Raw genomic sequence first — 14,918 nt, 5'->3', positions numbered from 1 at the left:
GGTGAGCCCCTCGAGGGTGTCGCGCAGGCGGTACGCCGGGCTGGGCGGCAGCGGGATGTGCAGCGGCAGGGCGAACACCGTCGCACCGGAGGCCACGGCCGACGCGACCCCGGGCTCGGAGTCCTCGAGTGCGACGCACGCCGTGATGTCGACGCCGAGCTGCGCGGCTGCGGTGAGGTACGGCTCGGGATGCGGCTTCGCGTTCGTGACGTCGTCACCCGCGACGACGAGGTCGAAACCCGGGGTGCCGAGGGCTGCGGCGAGGGCGTCCGCGACATCCACCGCCATCCGGCGACGCGACATCGTGACGAGAGCGGTCGGGATGCCGGCCTGCTTGAGCTCGAGCAGCAGCTCGCGCGCACCCGGACGCCAGGGCACCGCCCGACCGATCCGGTCGCGCACCTGGTCGGTGAGCGTCGTGATGATCTCCTCGACCGTGAGCTCGACGCCGCGGGACTGCAGGATGAGCGCCGACCGCTCGAGGCCCGAGCCGACGAGCTGAAGGCCGTCGTCCTCGGTCCAGACGCCGCCGGCACCGTGCACCATGTCGCTCTCGGCTTCGAGCCAGTAGGGCTCCGTGTCGACGAGCGTGCCGTCCATGTCCCAGAGGACGGCGGCGGGGATGCGGGCTGAGGTCACGACGCACCAGCTTAGGCGGGGCCAAGCTGCGGTCCGGGCGGAGTCCTATCCTGGGTGGATGGTCGCGCCTTCCGAGCAGCACCCGTTCCGCGGGGGGAACGTGCTCGTCGTCGCCTTCGAGGGCTGGAACGACGCGGGCGAGGCGGCGAGCGGCGCCGTGCGCGCCGTGCGCGACCAGCTCGGGCTCGTCACGCGACTCGACGTCGAACCCGAGGACTACTTCGACTACCAGTTCAACCGCCCGACGATCGCGATGGGTCCCGACGGCACGCGCGAGCTGGAGTGGCCCGGCGTGACCCTCTCCGCCCCGGTCGACGGTGCCGGCGTGCACGTGCTGCTCGGCACCGAGCCGTCGCGCGGCTGGAAGACCTTCAGCGCCGAGATCGTGGATGCGATCGAGGTCGCCGGCATCACGGGCATCGTCTTCCTCGGGGCGATGCTCGCCGATGTGCCGCACACGCGCCCGATCTCGATCTTCACCGGCAGCGACAACCGCGAGGTGCAGACCTTCTTCGAGCTCGAGTCGAGCAGCTACGAGGGTCCCGTCGGCATCATCTCGGTGCTCGGCCTCGCGGCGGAGGCGGCGGGCATCCCGACCCTGTCGATCTGGGCGAGCGTGCCGCACTACGTGCACAACTCCCCCTCGCCGAAGGCGACGCTCGCGCTCATCGAGAAGCTCGAGGAGTTCGTCGACGTGACGCTCGACCGCGGCTCGCTCGTCGAGGAGGCCGCGACCTGGGAGGACGGCATCGACGCCCTCGCCGAAGACGACGAGGACATGGCGGCCTACATCAAGCAGCTCGAGCAGGCGCGCGACACGGTCGACTCCCCCGAGGCGTCGGGCGATGCGATCGCCGAGGAGTTCGAGCGCTACCTGCGCCGCCGCAACGGCGAGAAGGGGCAGAACGACCGCCCCGGAGGCCCCTGACCCGATCCTCGGCGTCCTCGGCGGTCGATTGGCGCCAAGGGCGCGTGCCGAGACCCGGCGCGATCTCGACACGCCGCTGCGCGGCTACTCGATCACCGAAGGTGTGATCAGCCGCCGGCCTGCAGGACGCCGGTGAGCAGCAGCGCGATGATGACGCCGCCGAGCAGGATGCGGTAGATCACGAACGGCAGGAACGACCGCGTCGAGATGTAACGCATGAGGAACGCGATGACCGCGAGCCCCACGCCGAAGGCGACGACGGTCGCGGCGATCGTCTCGAGCATCCCGTAACCCGTGCCGCAGCCGGCGTCGACGCCCGGCTCGCACGTGAACGCCGTGTAGGTCTCGTAGAGGCCGGCGCCGAAGACGGCGGGCACGGCGAGCAGGAACGAGAACCGAGCCGCCGACGGGCGGTCGTAGCCGAGCACGAGGCCCGCGCTCGTCGAGGCGCCCGAACGCGAGACGCCGGGAACGAGTGCGAGCATCTGCGCCCCGCCGATGAGCAGACCGTCGCGGTAGGTGAGGTTCTGCACCGTCTTGACGCGGCGGCCGAACCGGTCGGCGAGACCGAGCAGGATGCCGAACACGATGAGCACGATCGCGGTGATCCAGAGCGAGCGGAGCTGCTCGCGGATGAGGTCTTGCAGGAAGAAGCCGGCGAGCACGATCGGCACGGTGCCGATGATAATGACCCAGCCGAGCCGCACGTCGGGGTCGCCCTTCTGGATGCCGGCGGAGTGCGCACCCCCGCGCGCACCGAACGACCGGAACCACTTCCCGATGATGCGGGTGATGTCCTTCCAGAAGTAGATGAGCACCGCGAGCTCGGTGCCGAGCTGCGTGATCGCGGTGAAGGTCGCGCCCGGGTCACCCCACCCGGCGAGGTCGCCGAAGATGCGCAGGTGCGCGCTCGACGAGACGGGAAGGAACTCGGTGAGGCCCTGCAGGAGGCCGAGGATGATCGCCTCGAGGAAGTCCACCCCGGAAGTCTGCCACCCGCGGGAGGGAGGTCAGTCGCACCACGAGGTGGCGAACCCCTGGATGCCGCGATTCGCCGATCCGGTCTCGAGGTCGACGAAGTACGTCGTGCTCGCCGTGCGCCCCGGCAGGTTCGGGTAGCCGTCGGGCTCCCCCGCCGGATCCTGCAGCTCCACGGCGAGATATTGCGCGTTCGGGGAGAGGCACACGGCGCGGATCGGCACGCCCGCGGGCGGGTCGTAGATCGTCATGGCTCCGTCGGGATCGACGAGCAGCACCTCGTAGTCGAGCACGAAACCCGAGTCGCCCGACGGGCGCGAGACGACCTCGACGAAGCGATCTTCGGTGAGCGCGAGCAGCGTTCCGCGGTACACGCCCTCCTCGAGTCCGTCGTCGGGCGGGGTGAACTCGGTCGTGCCGCCGTCGCGCAGATCGAGCAGGCCTCCCGAGAGCGGGTCGGCGACGACGAGCCGCAGTGTTCCCGGCAGGAAGCCCCGCAGTTCCGCGTGCTCGCCGAGCGGCGCAGGCACGGCCTCGGGGTCGGACGTGTCGACGAGCAGCACCGCCTCGCCGAAGGTGTGCGCGACGAGGTAGGGCGTACCCGGCACGAACATCCAGTCGATGACCGAGACCGGCTCCCCGTCGAGTCCCGTCACCGGGCGCACCACCCCGGAGGGGTCGAGCGGGTCGACGAGCAGCAGGCGCGACGAGACCGCGTCGGGGTCGCGCGTGTCGGTCGAACTGAAAGTGAACCCGATCCGTCCCGTCGTCTCGGACGCGTGAAGCTGCTGGATGCGGCCCTCCCCCGGCAGCGCGACCTCCTGGGTGATCGTCTCGCCCTCGGGCGCGAGGACGACGCGACCGGCAGCGGCTGACGGCCCGGTGGCCGATTCGTCGAGCACGACCGCGGCCACGCCGTCCGGGGTGAGCGCGAACTCCTGGATGCGCTCGGCTCGGAAGAGCACCTCGGGGTCGTCACCCGAGACGCCGCGCCGCACGACCTCGTCGGGCCCTTCGAGATCGCGCACGAGCACGGCGACATCGAGGTCGGGCGTCGTGAACACGTAGCTCCACGAGCCGTCGATGCCCGTCGACGCACCGCGCACGTCGACGGTCACGGTGTACTCGGTGAGGGCACGCAGCATCCCGGGGAACCGCACGGTGATCGCGCGGCCGTCGGAGCTCACCTCGATCGGCGTCGCCGGCGAGATGCGCACGTCGCTCGCCTCGACGGGGTCGATGGCCTGGTCGGCCTGCAGCACGAGTCGCTGGTCGGGGCGCAGGAGCGCGGTCGAGGCGGCGACGCTCGCGCCGTCGAGGTGCGGTGCGCGGAAGGCCCCCGCGATGCCGAGCCCGGCGACGGCGATCGCGAGGATGCCGACGGTCGCGAGCACCGAGCGGCGCCACCCACGTGCACGGCGACCCGCGCTCCGCCCCTCGCCACGCGTCATCGAGTCAGTAGACATAGGGCTGCGCGGGCTGATCGATCGGCGTGACCTCGGCCGGCTCGAGCACGATCGGCTCAGACGCGTCCGCGTCGGGGTTCGGTGTGAACGACCCGGTCACCTCGACCCAGTCGTCGGCTGCGAGCTCGTCCTGCCAGCCCGGCAGCAGGACGGGAACGCCGAGCGGCTGGGCGTCGACGGCGCAGCACGTGACGAGGAACCGCGCGACGTAGACGACGTCGGGATCGTCGGTCGCCACGAGGAAACCCGAGAACGCCGCGGGCTTGCCGGTGAAGAAGTCGTCACCGAGACCCTGGTGCAGGAGGGTCGCCCAGTCCTTGACCGTGAAGGTCGTCGAGTCGCCGCCGACCAGTTCGGTCGTGTCGGCGTCGGAGAGCGCCGTCGAGCCCGCGATGTCGCGGTTGTCGGCGGTCGCCGAGGTGAGTGCGGCGGGCGGCAGCACGAGCAGTGCGACGAGGGCGCCGACGACGATCACGACACTCCCCGCGAACGACAAGGCGGTGCGCCAGCGCGGCGCGGGCGGTGCGGGCTCGTGGTCGTGATCATGCGCGTCGGTGGCCCGCGCGCCCGGCACGACGAGGAACGCCGCGATCGACGCCGCACCCCCGATCACCGCCATGACGATCGTGAACACGACATAGCGCGGGTGGATGTAGAGCTCGAGCCGCCCGGTCGCACCGAGCCAGAGGATCGCGACGACCCCGATGAGGCTCAGCGTCACGCCGAGCCAGCGCGTGCGGAAATTCTCGGATGTGCGAGAGAACTCAGCCAAGGTTCATCGCCAATCCGATCGTCGCGGACGCCAGGCCGACCACGAGCGTGAGCAGCGCGAGCGTGCGCACCGTGAACGTCGTGCGCAGGAGCGCGAGCATCTTGATGTCGATCACCGGCCCGAACAGCAGGAACGCGACGATCGCGCCGGGCAGGAAGGTGGAGCCGAACGCGAGGATGAAGAACGCGTCGACGTTCGCGCACACCGAGATGACGAACGCGAGCAGCATGAGCACGAACACCGACCACACGGGGTTCGAGCCGAGCGTGACGAGCAGGTCGCGCGAGACGCCCACCTGGATCGCGCCGGCGATCGCCGAGCCGACGAGCAGCGCGGGCAGCATCGCGGTGGTCTCGGTCGCGAACGCGTCGACGCTGCGCCGCAGCCGCCCGCCGTGCTCGTCGTCGTGGTGCCGTGCGCGCGAGCAGGCGGCCGAGAACGATCGCGTGATGAGGGCATCCGGCGCGGGGTGGCGTGAGAACAACCAGCCGACGAGATTGGCGATCACGAAGCCGCCGACGATGCGGGCGACGAGGATGCCGTCATCCCACCCGAACGCCTGATACGTCGTGATGATCGTGACGGGGTTCACGATCGGCGCGGCGACCAGGAACGTCATCGCCTCGGGGACCGTGAGCCCCCGCATGATGAGCCCGCGCGACAGCGGCACGTTGCCGCACTCGCACACCGGCAGCAGCACGCCGAGGAGTGAGAGAGCCGAGCGTCGCAGCACGGGGTTCCGCGGCAGGATGCGCAGCAGCCAGGTCTCCGGCACCCAGACCTGCACGACGACGGCGAGGCCGATGCCGAGGAACACGAACGGGAGCGACTCGATGACGACGCTCAGCGCGAGGGTGACGAAGTCCTGCGCGGCGTCGGCGAGGCTGACGCCGGTGTCGGGGGTGAGCACCCGGAGGACGGCGAGCCCCGCGACGAGCGCCACGCCGGCGACGAGGTAGCGCAGCGGAGACGTGCCCCGGGACCCGTGCTGGTGCTGCGTCGCGGTGGGGAGAGTCATCCCTCAGCAGGTCCGCAGGAAGTCGCCGAGCACCTGCCGGCCGAACACGAGTGCGTCGAGCGGCACGCGCTCGTCGACGCCGTGGAACATCGCCGGGAAGTCGAGCTCGGGCCCCAGCTTGAGCGGTGCGAAGCCGTAGCCGGTGATCCCGAGCTTCGCGAGCGCCTTGTTGTCGGTGCCGCCGCTCATCAGGTACGGCAGTACGGGCGCTCCGGGGTCGAAGCGGTGCAGCGAGGCGACCATGGCCTCCACGAGATCGCCCTCGTAAGGCTCTTCGAGCCCGATGTCGTGATGCACGACCTCGATCTCGATGTCGGGGCCGACGAGCTCCCGCACGCGGGCGAGCACCTCCTCCTCCTGCCCGGGGAACGGGCGGATGTCGACGAGCGCTTCCGCGCGATCGGGGATGACGTTGTGCTTGTAGCCCGCCTCGAGCAGCGTGGGGTTGGTCGTCACGTGGATGCCGGCCTGCAGGAAACCGGCGGCGGAACCCGCGGAGAGGATGAGGGCGTCGGGATCGTCGGCGGGGATCCCGAGGATGCGCGACAGCTCGGCCAGCTGCGCCCGCGTCGTCGCGGTGAGGTGCACGGGCCACTCTTCGCGCCCGATCGTCGCGATCGCCTCGGCGAGCTTCGTGATCGCGTTGTCGCGGAACACGCGCGAACCGTGGGCGGCGCCGCCGCGGGCGATGAGCTTGATCCAGACGAGCGCCTTCTCCCCCGTCTGCAGCAGGTAGGCGCGCGTGCCGCCGAGATCGACCGAGTAGCCGCCGACCTCGCTCACCGCGTCGGTGGCGCCCGCGAACAGCTCGGGATGCTCGTCGACGAGGAAGTGCGACCCGTAGACGCCGCCGTTCTCCTCGTCGGCGAAGAACGCGACGACGAGTTCGCGCGCAGGCAGCTCCCCCGCACCGAGGATGTCGGCGAGCGACGTGAGGATCATGGCATCCATGTCCTTCATGTCGACGGCGCCGCGGCCCCACAGCATCCCGTCGCGCACCTCGCCGGCGAACGGGTCGACGCTCCAGTTCGCCGGATCGGCGGGCACGACGTCGAGGTGACCGTGCAGCACCATCGCGGGACGCTCAGGATCGCGACCGGGCACGCGGGCGACGACGCTCGTGCGTCCGGGCTGCGAGTCGAACAGCTGGGGCGTGAGCCCGAGGGCTTCGAGCTTCGCGGCGACGTACTCGGCGGCGTCGGTTTCGCCGTGGCTCTTGCCGTTGCCGAAGTTGGTGGTGTCGAAGCGGATCAGCTCACGGGCGACGGTCGCGGTCGCGTCGGGCTCGTCGGCCATGGGTTCGAGGCTAGCCGAGCCCCGCTGAGAATCGGTGTCAGGAGGAGGTCGGTCAGTCGCACGCGGACGCCGAGAACTCCTCCACCGATCCGATCTCATGCTCGAGAGGTATCCCGTCGCGGGGATAGAGGACATCGTCCCCCCACCCGGTGAGCTCGTCCGCGCGCACGGCCGGACCGGCAGCTCGAGCATTGCTCTCCGCCGTCCACCCGCGCACCGAGTAGACGAGGTCGGGATCGAGCGAAGCCACGAACTCCTCCACGGAACCGAGATCGTGCTCGACCAGTCCTTCGGACGAGGAGTCGAGGGCGACGTGCTCACGTTCCAGGAATCCGTCACGGGCGTCGTCGCCCGTGATCCAGACGTCGACGATCGGAGACTCGCACGACTGCACGAGCAGGAGCATCCGCCCGTCACGAACCGTGAGTCCGAGCAGCCCTCCGAGGGGTGGCGAGCAGGCGCTGAGTATCAGCACCGCGGCTGTCCCGGCCGCGAGGGTGAGCGCTCGGCGTGGACGCATGCCGCGAGGGTACTCCCCGATACGGCGCGCAGTGCTCAGTAGACCGTCTCACCGCGTTCGAGCATCGCGACGAACGCGGCGACGTTGCGGGTGACGGTTTCGGGCTTCTTCGCCTGGTGCAGCCGGAAGTAGATCGCGAAGCGGTTCTGCGCGGAGAGGGTGTCGTAGGTCGCCTGCGCCGCCGGGTTCTGCGCGAGGGCTGTGAGGAGCTCCGGATGCGGCGCCGCATCTTTCGACCCCGCGTACGCCCGATCCCACCGTCCGTCGGCCCGCGCCTTCTCGACCTCGGCCAGGCCGCGCGGCTTCATCTCGCCCGCCGCGATCTTGCGCGTCACCGTCTCGACGTTCTTGACCGACCAGGTGCTCTTCGGCCCACGCGGGGTGTAGTACTGCTCGAAGACGTGCTCATCGATGCCCTTGCGGCGCCCGTCGATCCAGCCGTACTCGAGCGCGGCATCCAGCGACTCGTCGACCGTGTGGGTCGTGACCGGCGCACCCTTCTTGGCGATCTCGAGGCGGATTCCCTGCGCCGTCTCGTGGTGCTCGTCGAGCCAGGCGCGGAACTGCGCGATGGTCTCGAAGCGCATCCGCGGATGGTCGTCGATCGCCATGCCGACGAAGCTACCCGTGACATCCGACGCCCGGCGTGCGTGCTAATGTCGTTCTTCGGTCCTCCCCTGATGTTCACGGAGAGGGCGCACTCGCGCGGGTGGCGGAATGGCAGACGCGCTAGCTTGAGGTGCTAGTGCCCGAAAGGGCGTGGGGGTTCAAGTCCCCCTCCGCGCACGAGTGTGAAGGCCCCGGATCCTGAGGATCCGGGGCCTTCCCCTTTTCACGGTCGGGCTCAGATCTCCGCGAGGCGCGGCGCGACCTTCTCGCCGAACTCCGTGACGGTGCGCACGGCATCCTCGACCCGGTCGCGGAACTGCACGTGCTGGATGCCGAGCGCCGCGAGCTCCTCGGCGCGGTGCAGGAAGGCGTCGGCGTCGAGCGGGTCGACCGCGTTGACGAGGGCGGTGAGCTCGATCTCCGAGAAGTCGCGTCCGAGCCGGTCGCAGTGCTCGCGCAGAGCCTGGATGCGCTGTGCGATCTGGTCGGCGTCCTGGAGCGTGAAGTTCGCGATGTCGCCGTACTGCGCGACGAGACGCATCGTCTTCTGCTCGCCGTTGCCGCCGATCATGATCGGCGGGCGCGGGCTCGACACGGGCCGCGGGTACGAGATCGTCTCGGCGAGCGCGTAGTGCTGCCCCTCGAACGGCCCCTCGTTCTCGGGGTCCCACATCTGCAGCGCGATCTGCACGGTCTCCTCGAGGCGCTCGAAGCGTTCCTTGAGCGGCGGGTACGGCACGCCGAGGGCGAGGTGCTCGCGCTCGTACCAGGCGGCGCCGATGCCGAGCATCGCGCGCCCTTCCGAGAGCACGTCGAGTGTCGTGACGGTCTTGGCGAGGATGCCGGGGTGGCGGTACGTCACGCCGGTCACGAGGGTGCCGAGCTTGATGCGGCTCGTGTGGGCGGCGGCGAAGGCGAGCACCGAGTAGCCCTCGAGCATCGGGTCGTGCGCAGTGCGGTACTGCTCCATCTGGAAGAAGTGGTCCATCGCGGTGAACCACGATCCCCCGGCCTCCTCCGTCGCCCGCGCGGTCGCGGCGATCGTCGGCGCGATGCTCGCCGGCTCCCCGGCCAGGTTGAAGTCCATGAAGTGAAGTCCGAAGCGCATGGAATCGACGTTACGCGTGTCGGCTCTCCGTGGCAGGATCGAACACATGTTCGAGTCGAGTGGGTCGGCGGCCGCTGTCGCGGTCGACTCCGCTGAACTCGCCGAGGGTGCCACCGACAAGTCGCAGGTCATCCGCGACCTGCAGGCGCGCATCCGGGGCATGCAGCGCAACCGTCTCGACACGCGCGCCATCCCGACCCATCCGGCGCTCGCCGACCTGCTGCCCGGCGGGGCGCTCGCCGCGGGCGGTCGCTACCAGGTGGCGGCTTCGACCACCCTCGCCCTCGCGCTCGCCCAGGGCCCCTCGGCGGCGGGAGCGTGGTGCGCCGTCGTCGGGCTGCCCGACCTCGGTGTCGAGGCGGCGGCCGGGCTCGGGCTCGACCTCGAGCGCCTCGTGCTCGTGCCGCATCCCGGCGACCAGTGGATGACGGTCGTCTCGGCGCTCGTCGACGTCGTGTCGGTCGTCCTCGTGCGGCCTCCCGTGCGCGACGGCCGCTCGCGGGTGCCCGAGACGGCCGCCGGGCGACTCGCCGCACGGTTGCGGCAACGGGAGGCCGTACTCATCTCGGTCGGCGAGTGGCCGCAGGCGGATGCCGCCCTCACCGTGGGCGACAGCGCCTGGGCGGGACTCGGCACGGGGTTCGGCCACCTCGCGGCGCGGCAGGTCACCGTGAGCTCCACCTCCGCCGCCTGGGCGGGGCGGCCGAAGTCGCGCCGGCTGTGGCTGCCCGACGCGTCGCAGCACATCTCCGCCGTCGAGCCGCGGATGCGCGACGTGGTGCCGCTGCGTAGCGTGGCGGGATGAGGTACGAGTTCGACGCCGAGGTGTGGGTGTGGGACGCCCGCAAGAACGACACCTGGACGTTCCTGAGCCTGCGGCAGGAAGACTCCGACGAGATCCGCGAGTACGCCGCCGGCATCCCCCGCGGCTTCGGGTCGGTGCGGGTCGAGGCGACGATCGGCGGCACCACCTGGCGCACCTCGATCTTCCCGGGCGGCGGCGGAGCGCCCTACGTGCTGCCGCTCAAGAAGGCGGTGCGCGCGGCCGAGTCGCTCGGGGTCGGCGACTCCGCTCGGGTGCGGGTCGAGCTGCTCGACTAGGTGCTGCTCGACTAGGTGCTGCTCGACACGGGGCCGGGTGCCGCGGCGAGGCGGCGCTCGCGCAGGGCGAGGAACAGCGGGATGACGAAGGCCGCCGCCGTGACGGCAGCGAGCGGCAACAGCAGCCAGGCCCGCGGCATCCCGATGCGGCGCCCCTCGATCGCGACGAACGCCCCCGCGGCGACGGCGAGCACGAGCAGGTCCACCTGCAGCGACTGGGTGGCGAAACCGTTGCTGAACCATTCCCCGAAGAAATCCGATCCCGAGAGGATCGCGAGGATGTTGAAGGTCCAGGTGCCGACGAGGCCGACGATGGCGATCACGAGGTAGACGATCGCGAGTGGCGTCCAGCGCGGACGCGGCGCGGCGGGTGCGGTCGGCTCAGGCGCCGTCACGGCGGGCCTTCCCGATGAGACCCAGGTGCGTGTGCTCGAAGCCCGCGACCAGCTTGAGTCCGTAGCCGAGGGCGCGGTCTGCGGCGACGTGGAAGGCCCAGACGCCCGCGACGAGGAACGGCCAGAACGGCTCGGCGCCGACGGCGAGCAGCACGAGGCCGAGGATCGCGAGCGACGCGGGGCCGAGGTAGGAGTGCACGGCGTTGTAGGCGGCGGCGCCGACGCGCGGACCGGCGAGGTAGCCGAGCATCGAGAGGTCGAAGGCGAGGAACGCGACGAGCGGCCACCACCAGCCGGCGCCGGTCACGACGAAGGCGACGAGGATGGCGGCGGCGACGAGGCCGTTCTCGAGGCGCTGGACGGGGACGGGCGACACGCGGTCAGCCTAGGCCGCCGCGGTCTCCGCCTACACCTGCACGAGGCAGAACGTGTTGTCGTCGGGGTCGGCGAGCACGACGTAGTCGGCCCCGTGCTCGTACTCCCAGTCGTCGACGTGCGTCGCGCCGAGAGCGAGGAATCGCGCCAGGTCAGCGTCGCGGTCATCGCAGAACAGGTCGAGGTGGTGACGCCGGGGGGCGTCGGAGTTGGTGAGTTTCAGCGAGAGCTGGATGCCCTCGCCCCGTCGGGGGACGAGCATCGCCCAGTCGACATCCGCCGGGCGCTTGAGCTCGTAGTCGAGCGCGTCGCTCCAGAATCCGACGGCGCGCTCGATGTTCCGCACGCCCCACACCACAGCTCCGATGACGGTCACACTCCCAGTCCACGCGTCGGTCGCGCATGACACAATCGAACACGTGTTCGAATCGCGTCAACCCCGTCTCCTCGTGCTGTGGTGCCCCGACTGGCCGGTGCACGCCCACGCGCTCGCCGAGCGACTGCCGGCAGGAGCCCCGATCGCCTTGATCGAGAAGAACGCGGTGCTCGCCTGCTCCCCGTCGTCCCGGGCCGAGGGAGTGAGACGCGGGATGCGGCAGCGCGAGGCGCAGGCGCGCTGTCCCGGCATCCACCTGCTCCGCTACGACGCGACGCTCGACGCGCGCGCCTTCGAGCCCGTGCTCACGGCGCTCGAAGCCGCATTGCCCGGGGTGCACCCGCTGCGCCCCGGCATGCTCGCCGTCCGCGCCCGCGGTCCCGCCCGGTACTACGGGGGTGAGCGGGCCGCCGCTCTCTCGCTGCTCGGCACGATCGCCGAGCTCGGGGTGCCCGCGGCACGTGCCGGCATCGCCGACGGGCTCTTCGCCGCCGAGCGCGCCGCGCGGCTCGCCCCCTCGTCGTTCCTGCACCAGCCGGGCACCGACCCGGTCACGATCGTGCCGACCGGTGCGACGGCGCAGTTCCTCGCCCCGCTCCCGGTCGACCTGCTCGAGGATCCCGAGCTCGTGTCGCTGCTCCCCCGCCTCGGCATCCGCACGCTCGGCGAGTTCGCGGCGCTCGCCGAATCTGATGTCGCCGCACGATTCGGGCCGCTCGGCGCCCGGCTGCACGCTCTCGCCTCGGGCCGCGACCCGCGTCCGGCGACCCCGCGCATCCCGCCGCGCGACGTCGAGGGGCGCATCGAGTTCGAGCCGCCGCTCGACCGGGTCGACCAGATCGCCTTCGGCATCCGGGCCGCGGCGGAGCGCTTCCTCGACGAGTTGCTCGAGCAGCGTCTCGTGCTCACGGCGCTCCGGGTCGAGCTGCTCGGCGCCGACGGGGAGGCGACCGAGCGGGTCTGGCTTCATCCCCGATCGTTCACGGCCTCCGAGGTCGTCGACCGGGTGCGCTGGCAACTCGACGCACTGAGCCGGTCGAGTGGGCAGAGCGAGCTGCGCTCCCCCGTCGCGCGCGTGCGGCTGCTGCCCGAAACCGTCGATCCCGTCGGCGCCCACGAGCGTGGCATCTGGGGCACCGGGCCCGACGAGGGTGTGCACTCCGGACTCTCCCGAGTGCAGGGCATGCTCGGGCACTCCGGCGTCGCCACCGCGGTGCCGACGGGCGGGCGGATGCCGTCCGACCGCCAGCAGCGCGTCGCGTGGGGCGATCGGCCGGTCGTCGCGCGTGACCCGCGTCGTCCGTGGCCGGGGGCGGTGCCGCCCCCGCATCCGGCCACCGTCTATGAGATCCCGCGGCAGATCGCCGTCGAGGATGCCCGAGGTCGCCCCGTCGCCGTCACCGAGCGGGGCGCCCTGTCCGCCTCCCCCGCCGTCATCGTGTCGCCGACGGGGGCGCGACGCGACCTCACGGCCTGGGCGGGGCCGTGGCCGCTCGAGGAGCGCTGGTGGGATCCGGCGTCGACGGTGCGGGCCCAGCGCTTCCAGGTGGTCGATACGCAGGGCGAAGCGTGGTTGCTCGTGCTCGACGGCCGGGGGTGGTGGGCCCATGGGCGATATGACTGAGGTCTCGACACGCCGCCGTCGGCGGCTACTCGACCACCGAGAGGGCTCAGAGCTCTTTGCGCATGATGAAGCGGATGCGGTGGCCGGCGTGCGCGGTCGTCGCCGACGCGCGCTCGAACCCGTGCTCCTCGAAGAGGTCGGTCGTGCCGACGTAACCCGAGATGACGTCGATCCTGTCGCCCCCCGTCTCGGCCGGGTAGCCCTCGACGATCTCGGCCCCGTTCGCCCGCGCGTGGGCGACGGCACCCTCGAGCAGGTGGTGCATGAGCCCCTGCCGGCGGTAGCCCGCCCGCACGACGAAGCACACGATCGACCAGGCATCCCGCTCGTCGACGAACGGGATGGTGCGGGAGTTCATGAGCCGCCGGTAGGTCGAGCGCGGGGCGACCGAGCACCAGCCCGCCACCTCACCGTCGACGTAGACGAGCACACCGGGACCGGGCGAGGTCTCGCATTCGCGCGCCATGTACTCCGGACGCTCCGCGTTGCTCACCCGGGCGTCGCGGTAGCTCATGCACCAGCAGCCCCCACCGCCGGGCTTCTTCACGCCGACGACCTCGGCGAAGTCGTCGAACCGTCCGACGGCCGAGCGCACCTCGATCGTCGAGTCGGCGGTGACCTTCGGGGCAGCCATGACCGCAGCCTAAGACGAGGGGGCGACTGACCGTGGGCGGCTGGCACAACCCGCCCTACGACTGGAGCGAGCTCGAGCGGCGGATGTCGGGGCAGAAGCCCAAGCCCGATGGAGCGACGGCGCACCACCACCGGCCGCGCTACGTCGCGCCGACGCTCGAGCCCCCGACGCTGCCGAACGGCGAGCCCGAGCCCGTCGTGCCGTACGCCGAGCTGCACGCGCATTCGGCGTACTCGTTCCTCGACGGCGCGTCGATGCCCGAGCACCTCGTCGAGGAGGCGAAGCGCCTCGGGCTCACGGGCATCGCGATCACCGACCACGACGGCTTCTACGGGGCCGTGAGGTTCGCCGAGGCCGCCCTCGCCCACGGGATGCCGAGCATCTACGGCGCGGAGCTCTCGCTCGGTCTGCGCACACCGCAGAACGGCATCCCCGATCCGGAGGGCGCGCACCTGCTCGTGCTCGCGCGCGGCACCGAGGGCTACCACCGGCTCTCGAAGGCGCTCACGAAGGCCCACCTCGACGGCGGGGTGAAGGGACGCCCGGTGTACGACCTCGACGCGCTCGCCGACACCGCCGAGGGGCACTGGGCGGTACTGAGCGGCTGCCGCAAGGGCACGGTGCGGCAGGCTCTCGAGGCGCACGGGAGGCAGCCCGCCGCGCGCGAGCTCACCGCGCTCATCGAACGCTTCGGTCGCGACAACGTCGTCGTCGAGCTCACCGATCGCGGCGACCCGCTCGACTCCGACCGCAACGACGCCCTCGCCGGCATCGCGCGCGACCTCGGGCTGCCGATCCTCGCGACGGGCAACGTGCACTACGCCCGGCCCGAGCGCGCGCCGCTCGCCTCGGCCCTCGCCGCCGTGCGGGCGCGCGCGAGTCTCGACCAGCACGAGCCGTGGCTGCCGGCCGCGGGCGGTTCCTACCTGCGCTCGGGCTTCGAGATGCAGACCCGCTTCGCCCGGTACCCCGGTGCCGTCGCCTACTCGACCGAGCTCGCCCGCGAGACGGCGTTCGAGCTGCGCAGCGCCACCCCGCGCCTGCCGCAGCTCCCCGTGCCCGCGGGGCTCACGCTCATG

18 protein-coding genes and 1 tRNA gene are annotated in these 14,918 nt (G+C 71.4%); 6 read left to right on the top strand and 13 right to left on the bottom strand.

Translation table 11 applies throughout. From position 1 onward, the window contains the following. Window positions 1-639: HAD family hydrolase (locus tag ACO1X9_RS05270; protein WP_486349780.1), on the bottom strand; the 639-nt coding region annotated here is incomplete at its 3' end. A gap of 58 nt (window positions 640-697) precedes the next feature. On the opposite strand from ACO1X9_RS05270, the gene ACO1X9_RS05265 reads away from it, so the two are divergent. Then, a complete protein-coding gene (locus tag ACO1X9_RS05265) occupies window positions 698-1,567 on the top strand; it encodes a proteasome assembly chaperone family protein (protein ID WP_486349779.1) in 870 nt (289 codons plus the stop codon). Between the two features lie 107 nt (window positions 1,568-1,674). On the opposite strand, the gene ACO1X9_RS05260 is transcribed toward ACO1X9_RS05265, so the two are convergent. From ACO1X9_RS05260 to ACO1X9_RS05230, 7 genes are read right to left on the bottom strand one after another with little or no spacing between them, the layout of a single operon-like run. Continuing rightward, window positions 1,675-2,547 (bottom strand): undecaprenyl-diphosphate phosphatase, encoded by an 873-nt coding sequence (locus ACO1X9_RS05260; protein WP_486349778.1) that lies wholly within the window; start codon window positions 2,545-2,547, stop codon window positions 1,675-1,677. Window positions 2,548-2,577: 30 nt separating this feature from the next. Then, window positions 2,578-3,996 (bottom strand): hypothetical protein, encoded by a 1,419-nt coding sequence (locus ACO1X9_RS05255; RefSeq protein ID WP_486349777.1) that lies wholly within the window; start codon window positions 3,994-3,996, stop codon window positions 2,578-2,580. Window positions 3,997-4,000: 4 nt separating this feature from the next. Further along, window positions 4,001-4,783, bottom strand: coding sequence for a TIGR03943 family putative permease subunit (locus tag ACO1X9_RS05250; RefSeq protein WP_486349776.1), 783 nt, complete (start codon window positions 4,781-4,783; stop codon window positions 4,001-4,003). Continuing rightward, on the bottom strand, window positions 4,776-5,801 hold the full coding sequence (locus ACO1X9_RS05245; RefSeq protein ID WP_486349775.1) for a permease: 1,026 nt from the start codon (window positions 5,799-5,801) through the stop codon (window positions 4,776-4,778). Before ACO1X9_RS05245 ends, ACO1X9_RS05250 begins: the two co-directional genes overlap by 8 nt. Before the next feature lie 3 nt (window positions 5,802-5,804). Continuing rightward, window positions 5,805-7,097 (bottom strand): M20/M25/M40 family metallo-hydrolase, encoded by a 1,293-nt coding sequence (locus ACO1X9_RS05240; RefSeq protein WP_486349774.1) that lies wholly within the window; start codon window positions 7,095-7,097, stop codon window positions 5,805-5,807. A gap of 52 nt (window positions 7,098-7,149) precedes the next feature. Then, complete coding sequence (locus ACO1X9_RS05235; protein WP_486349773.1) at window positions 7,150-7,617, bottom strand: hypothetical protein; 468 nt, start codon at window positions 7,615-7,617, stop codon at window positions 7,150-7,152. 35 nt (window positions 7,618-7,652) lie between these two features. After that, a complete protein-coding gene (locus tag ACO1X9_RS05230) occupies window positions 7,653-8,228 on the bottom strand; it encodes a YdeI/OmpD-associated family protein (protein ID WP_486349772.1) in 576 nt (191 codons plus the stop codon). A 92-nt stretch (window positions 8,229-8,320) separates the two neighbouring features. Between ACO1X9_RS05230 and ACO1X9_RS05225 the strand changes: the two genes are divergently transcribed. Next, window positions 8,321-8,403, top strand: a tRNA-Leu gene (locus ACO1X9_RS05225). Window positions 8,404-8,461: 58 nt separating this feature from the next. On the opposite strand, the gene ACO1X9_RS05220 is transcribed toward ACO1X9_RS05225, so the two are convergent. Further along, window positions 8,462-9,334: a TIGR03560 family F420-dependent LLM class oxidoreductase gene (locus tag ACO1X9_RS05220; protein WP_486349771.1), complete on the bottom strand. Its 873-nt coding sequence runs from the start codon at window positions 9,332-9,334 to the stop codon at window positions 8,462-8,464. A 46-nt stretch (window positions 9,335-9,380) separates the two neighbouring features. Between ACO1X9_RS05220 and ACO1X9_RS05215 the strand changes: the two genes are divergently transcribed. Together ACO1X9_RS05215 and ACO1X9_RS05210 are read left to right on the top strand one after the other, a co-directional pair. After that, window positions 9,381-10,139 (top strand): hypothetical protein, encoded by a 759-nt coding sequence (locus ACO1X9_RS05215; RefSeq protein ID WP_486349770.1) that lies wholly within the window; start codon window positions 9,381-9,383, stop codon window positions 10,137-10,139. After that, window positions 10,136-10,435: a DUF1905 domain-containing protein gene (locus ACO1X9_RS05210; RefSeq protein ID WP_486349769.1), complete on the top strand. Its 300-nt coding sequence runs from the start codon at window positions 10,136-10,138 to the stop codon at window positions 10,433-10,435. The genes ACO1X9_RS05215 and ACO1X9_RS05210 overlap by 4 nt, the downstream gene beginning before the upstream one ends. Window positions 10,436-10,446: 11 nt before the next feature. On the opposite strand, the gene ACO1X9_RS05205 is transcribed toward ACO1X9_RS05210, so the two are convergent. The 3 genes from ACO1X9_RS05205 to ACO1X9_RS05195 are packed head-to-tail and all read right to left on the bottom strand — an operon-like array spanning window position 10,447 to window position 11,581. After that, complete coding sequence (locus tag ACO1X9_RS05205; RefSeq protein ID WP_486349768.1) at window positions 10,447-10,830, bottom strand: DUF2834 domain-containing protein; 384 nt, start codon at window positions 10,828-10,830, stop codon at window positions 10,447-10,449. Next, on the bottom strand, window positions 10,817-11,206 hold the full coding sequence (locus tag ACO1X9_RS05200; RefSeq protein WP_486349767.1) for a DUF4260 domain-containing protein: 390 nt from the start codon (window positions 11,204-11,206) through the stop codon (window positions 10,817-10,819). The genes ACO1X9_RS05205 and ACO1X9_RS05200 overlap by 14 nt, the downstream gene beginning before the upstream one ends. Window positions 11,207-11,236: 30 nt before the next feature. Beyond that, window positions 11,237-11,581 carry a VOC family protein gene (locus ACO1X9_RS05195; RefSeq protein ID WP_486349766.1) on the bottom strand — a complete coding sequence of 115 codons (345 nt, stop codon included), beginning with the start codon at window positions 11,579-11,581 and terminating at the stop codon, window positions 11,237-11,239. 43 nt (window positions 11,582-11,624) lie between these two features. Between ACO1X9_RS05195 and ACO1X9_RS05190 the strand changes: the two genes are divergently transcribed. Next, entirely contained in the window at window positions 11,625-13,205 is a 1,581-nt protein-coding gene (locus ACO1X9_RS05190) for a DNA polymerase Y family protein (RefSeq protein WP_486349765.1), read from the top strand. 46 nt (window positions 13,206-13,251) lie between these two features. Here ACO1X9_RS05190 and ACO1X9_RS05185 read toward each other — a convergent pair whose 3' ends face one another. Beyond that, complete coding sequence (locus ACO1X9_RS05185; protein ID WP_486349764.1) at window positions 13,252-13,839, bottom strand: GNAT family N-acetyltransferase; 588 nt, start codon at window positions 13,837-13,839, stop codon at window positions 13,252-13,254. A 32-nt stretch (window positions 13,840-13,871) separates the two neighbouring features. On the opposite strand from ACO1X9_RS05185, the gene ACO1X9_RS05180 reads away from it, so the two are divergent. Then, window positions 13,872-14,918: PHP domain-containing protein (locus ACO1X9_RS05180; protein WP_486349763.1), on the top strand; the 1,047-nt coding region annotated here is incomplete at its 3' end.

This window comes from Pseudolysinimonas sp., assembly GCF_057350545.1.
This window is presented reverse-complemented; position numbering and strand designations above follow the sequence as displayed.

What these genes read in the sequence shown, in the direction of transcription:
- ACO1X9_RS05265 (WP_486349779.1), top strand. Translation starts at nt 698, where the DNA reads ATGGTCGCGCCTTCCGAGCAGCACCCGTTCCGCGGGGGGAACGTGCTC.
- ACO1X9_RS05255 (WP_486349777.1), bottom strand. Translation starts at nt 3,996, where the DNA reads ATGACGCGTGGCGAGGGGCGGAGCGCGGGTCGCCGTGCACGTGGGTGG.
- ACO1X9_RS05245 (WP_486349775.1), bottom strand. Translation starts at nt 5,801, where the DNA reads ATGACTCTCCCCACCGCGACGCAGCACCAGCACGGGTCCCGGGGCACG.
- ACO1X9_RS05240 (WP_486349774.1), bottom strand. Translation starts at nt 7,097, where the DNA reads ATGGCCGACGAGCCCGACGCGACCGCGACCGTCGCCCGTGAGCTGATC.
- ACO1X9_RS05235 (WP_486349773.1), bottom strand. Translation starts at nt 7,617, where the DNA reads ATGCGTCCACGCCGAGCGCTCACCCTCGCGGCCGGGACAGCCGCGGTG.
- ACO1X9_RS05230 (WP_486349772.1), bottom strand. Translation starts at nt 8,228, where the DNA reads ATGGCGATCGACGACCATCCGCGGATGCGCTTCGAGACCATCGCGCAG.
- ACO1X9_RS05220 (WP_486349771.1), bottom strand. Translation starts at nt 9,334, where the DNA reads ATGCGCTTCGGACTTCACTTCATGGACTTCAACCTGGCCGGGGAGCCG.
- ACO1X9_RS05215 (WP_486349770.1), top strand. Translation starts at nt 9,381, where the DNA reads ATGTTCGAGTCGAGTGGGTCGGCGGCCGCTGTCGCGGTCGACTCCGCT.
- ACO1X9_RS05210 (WP_486349769.1), top strand. Translation starts at nt 10,136, where the DNA reads ATGAGGTACGAGTTCGACGCCGAGGTGTGGGTGTGGGACGCCCGCAAG.
- ACO1X9_RS05185 (WP_486349764.1), bottom strand. Translation starts at nt 13,839, where the DNA reads ATGGCTGCCCCGAAGGTCACCGCCGACTCGACGATCGAGGTGCGCTCG.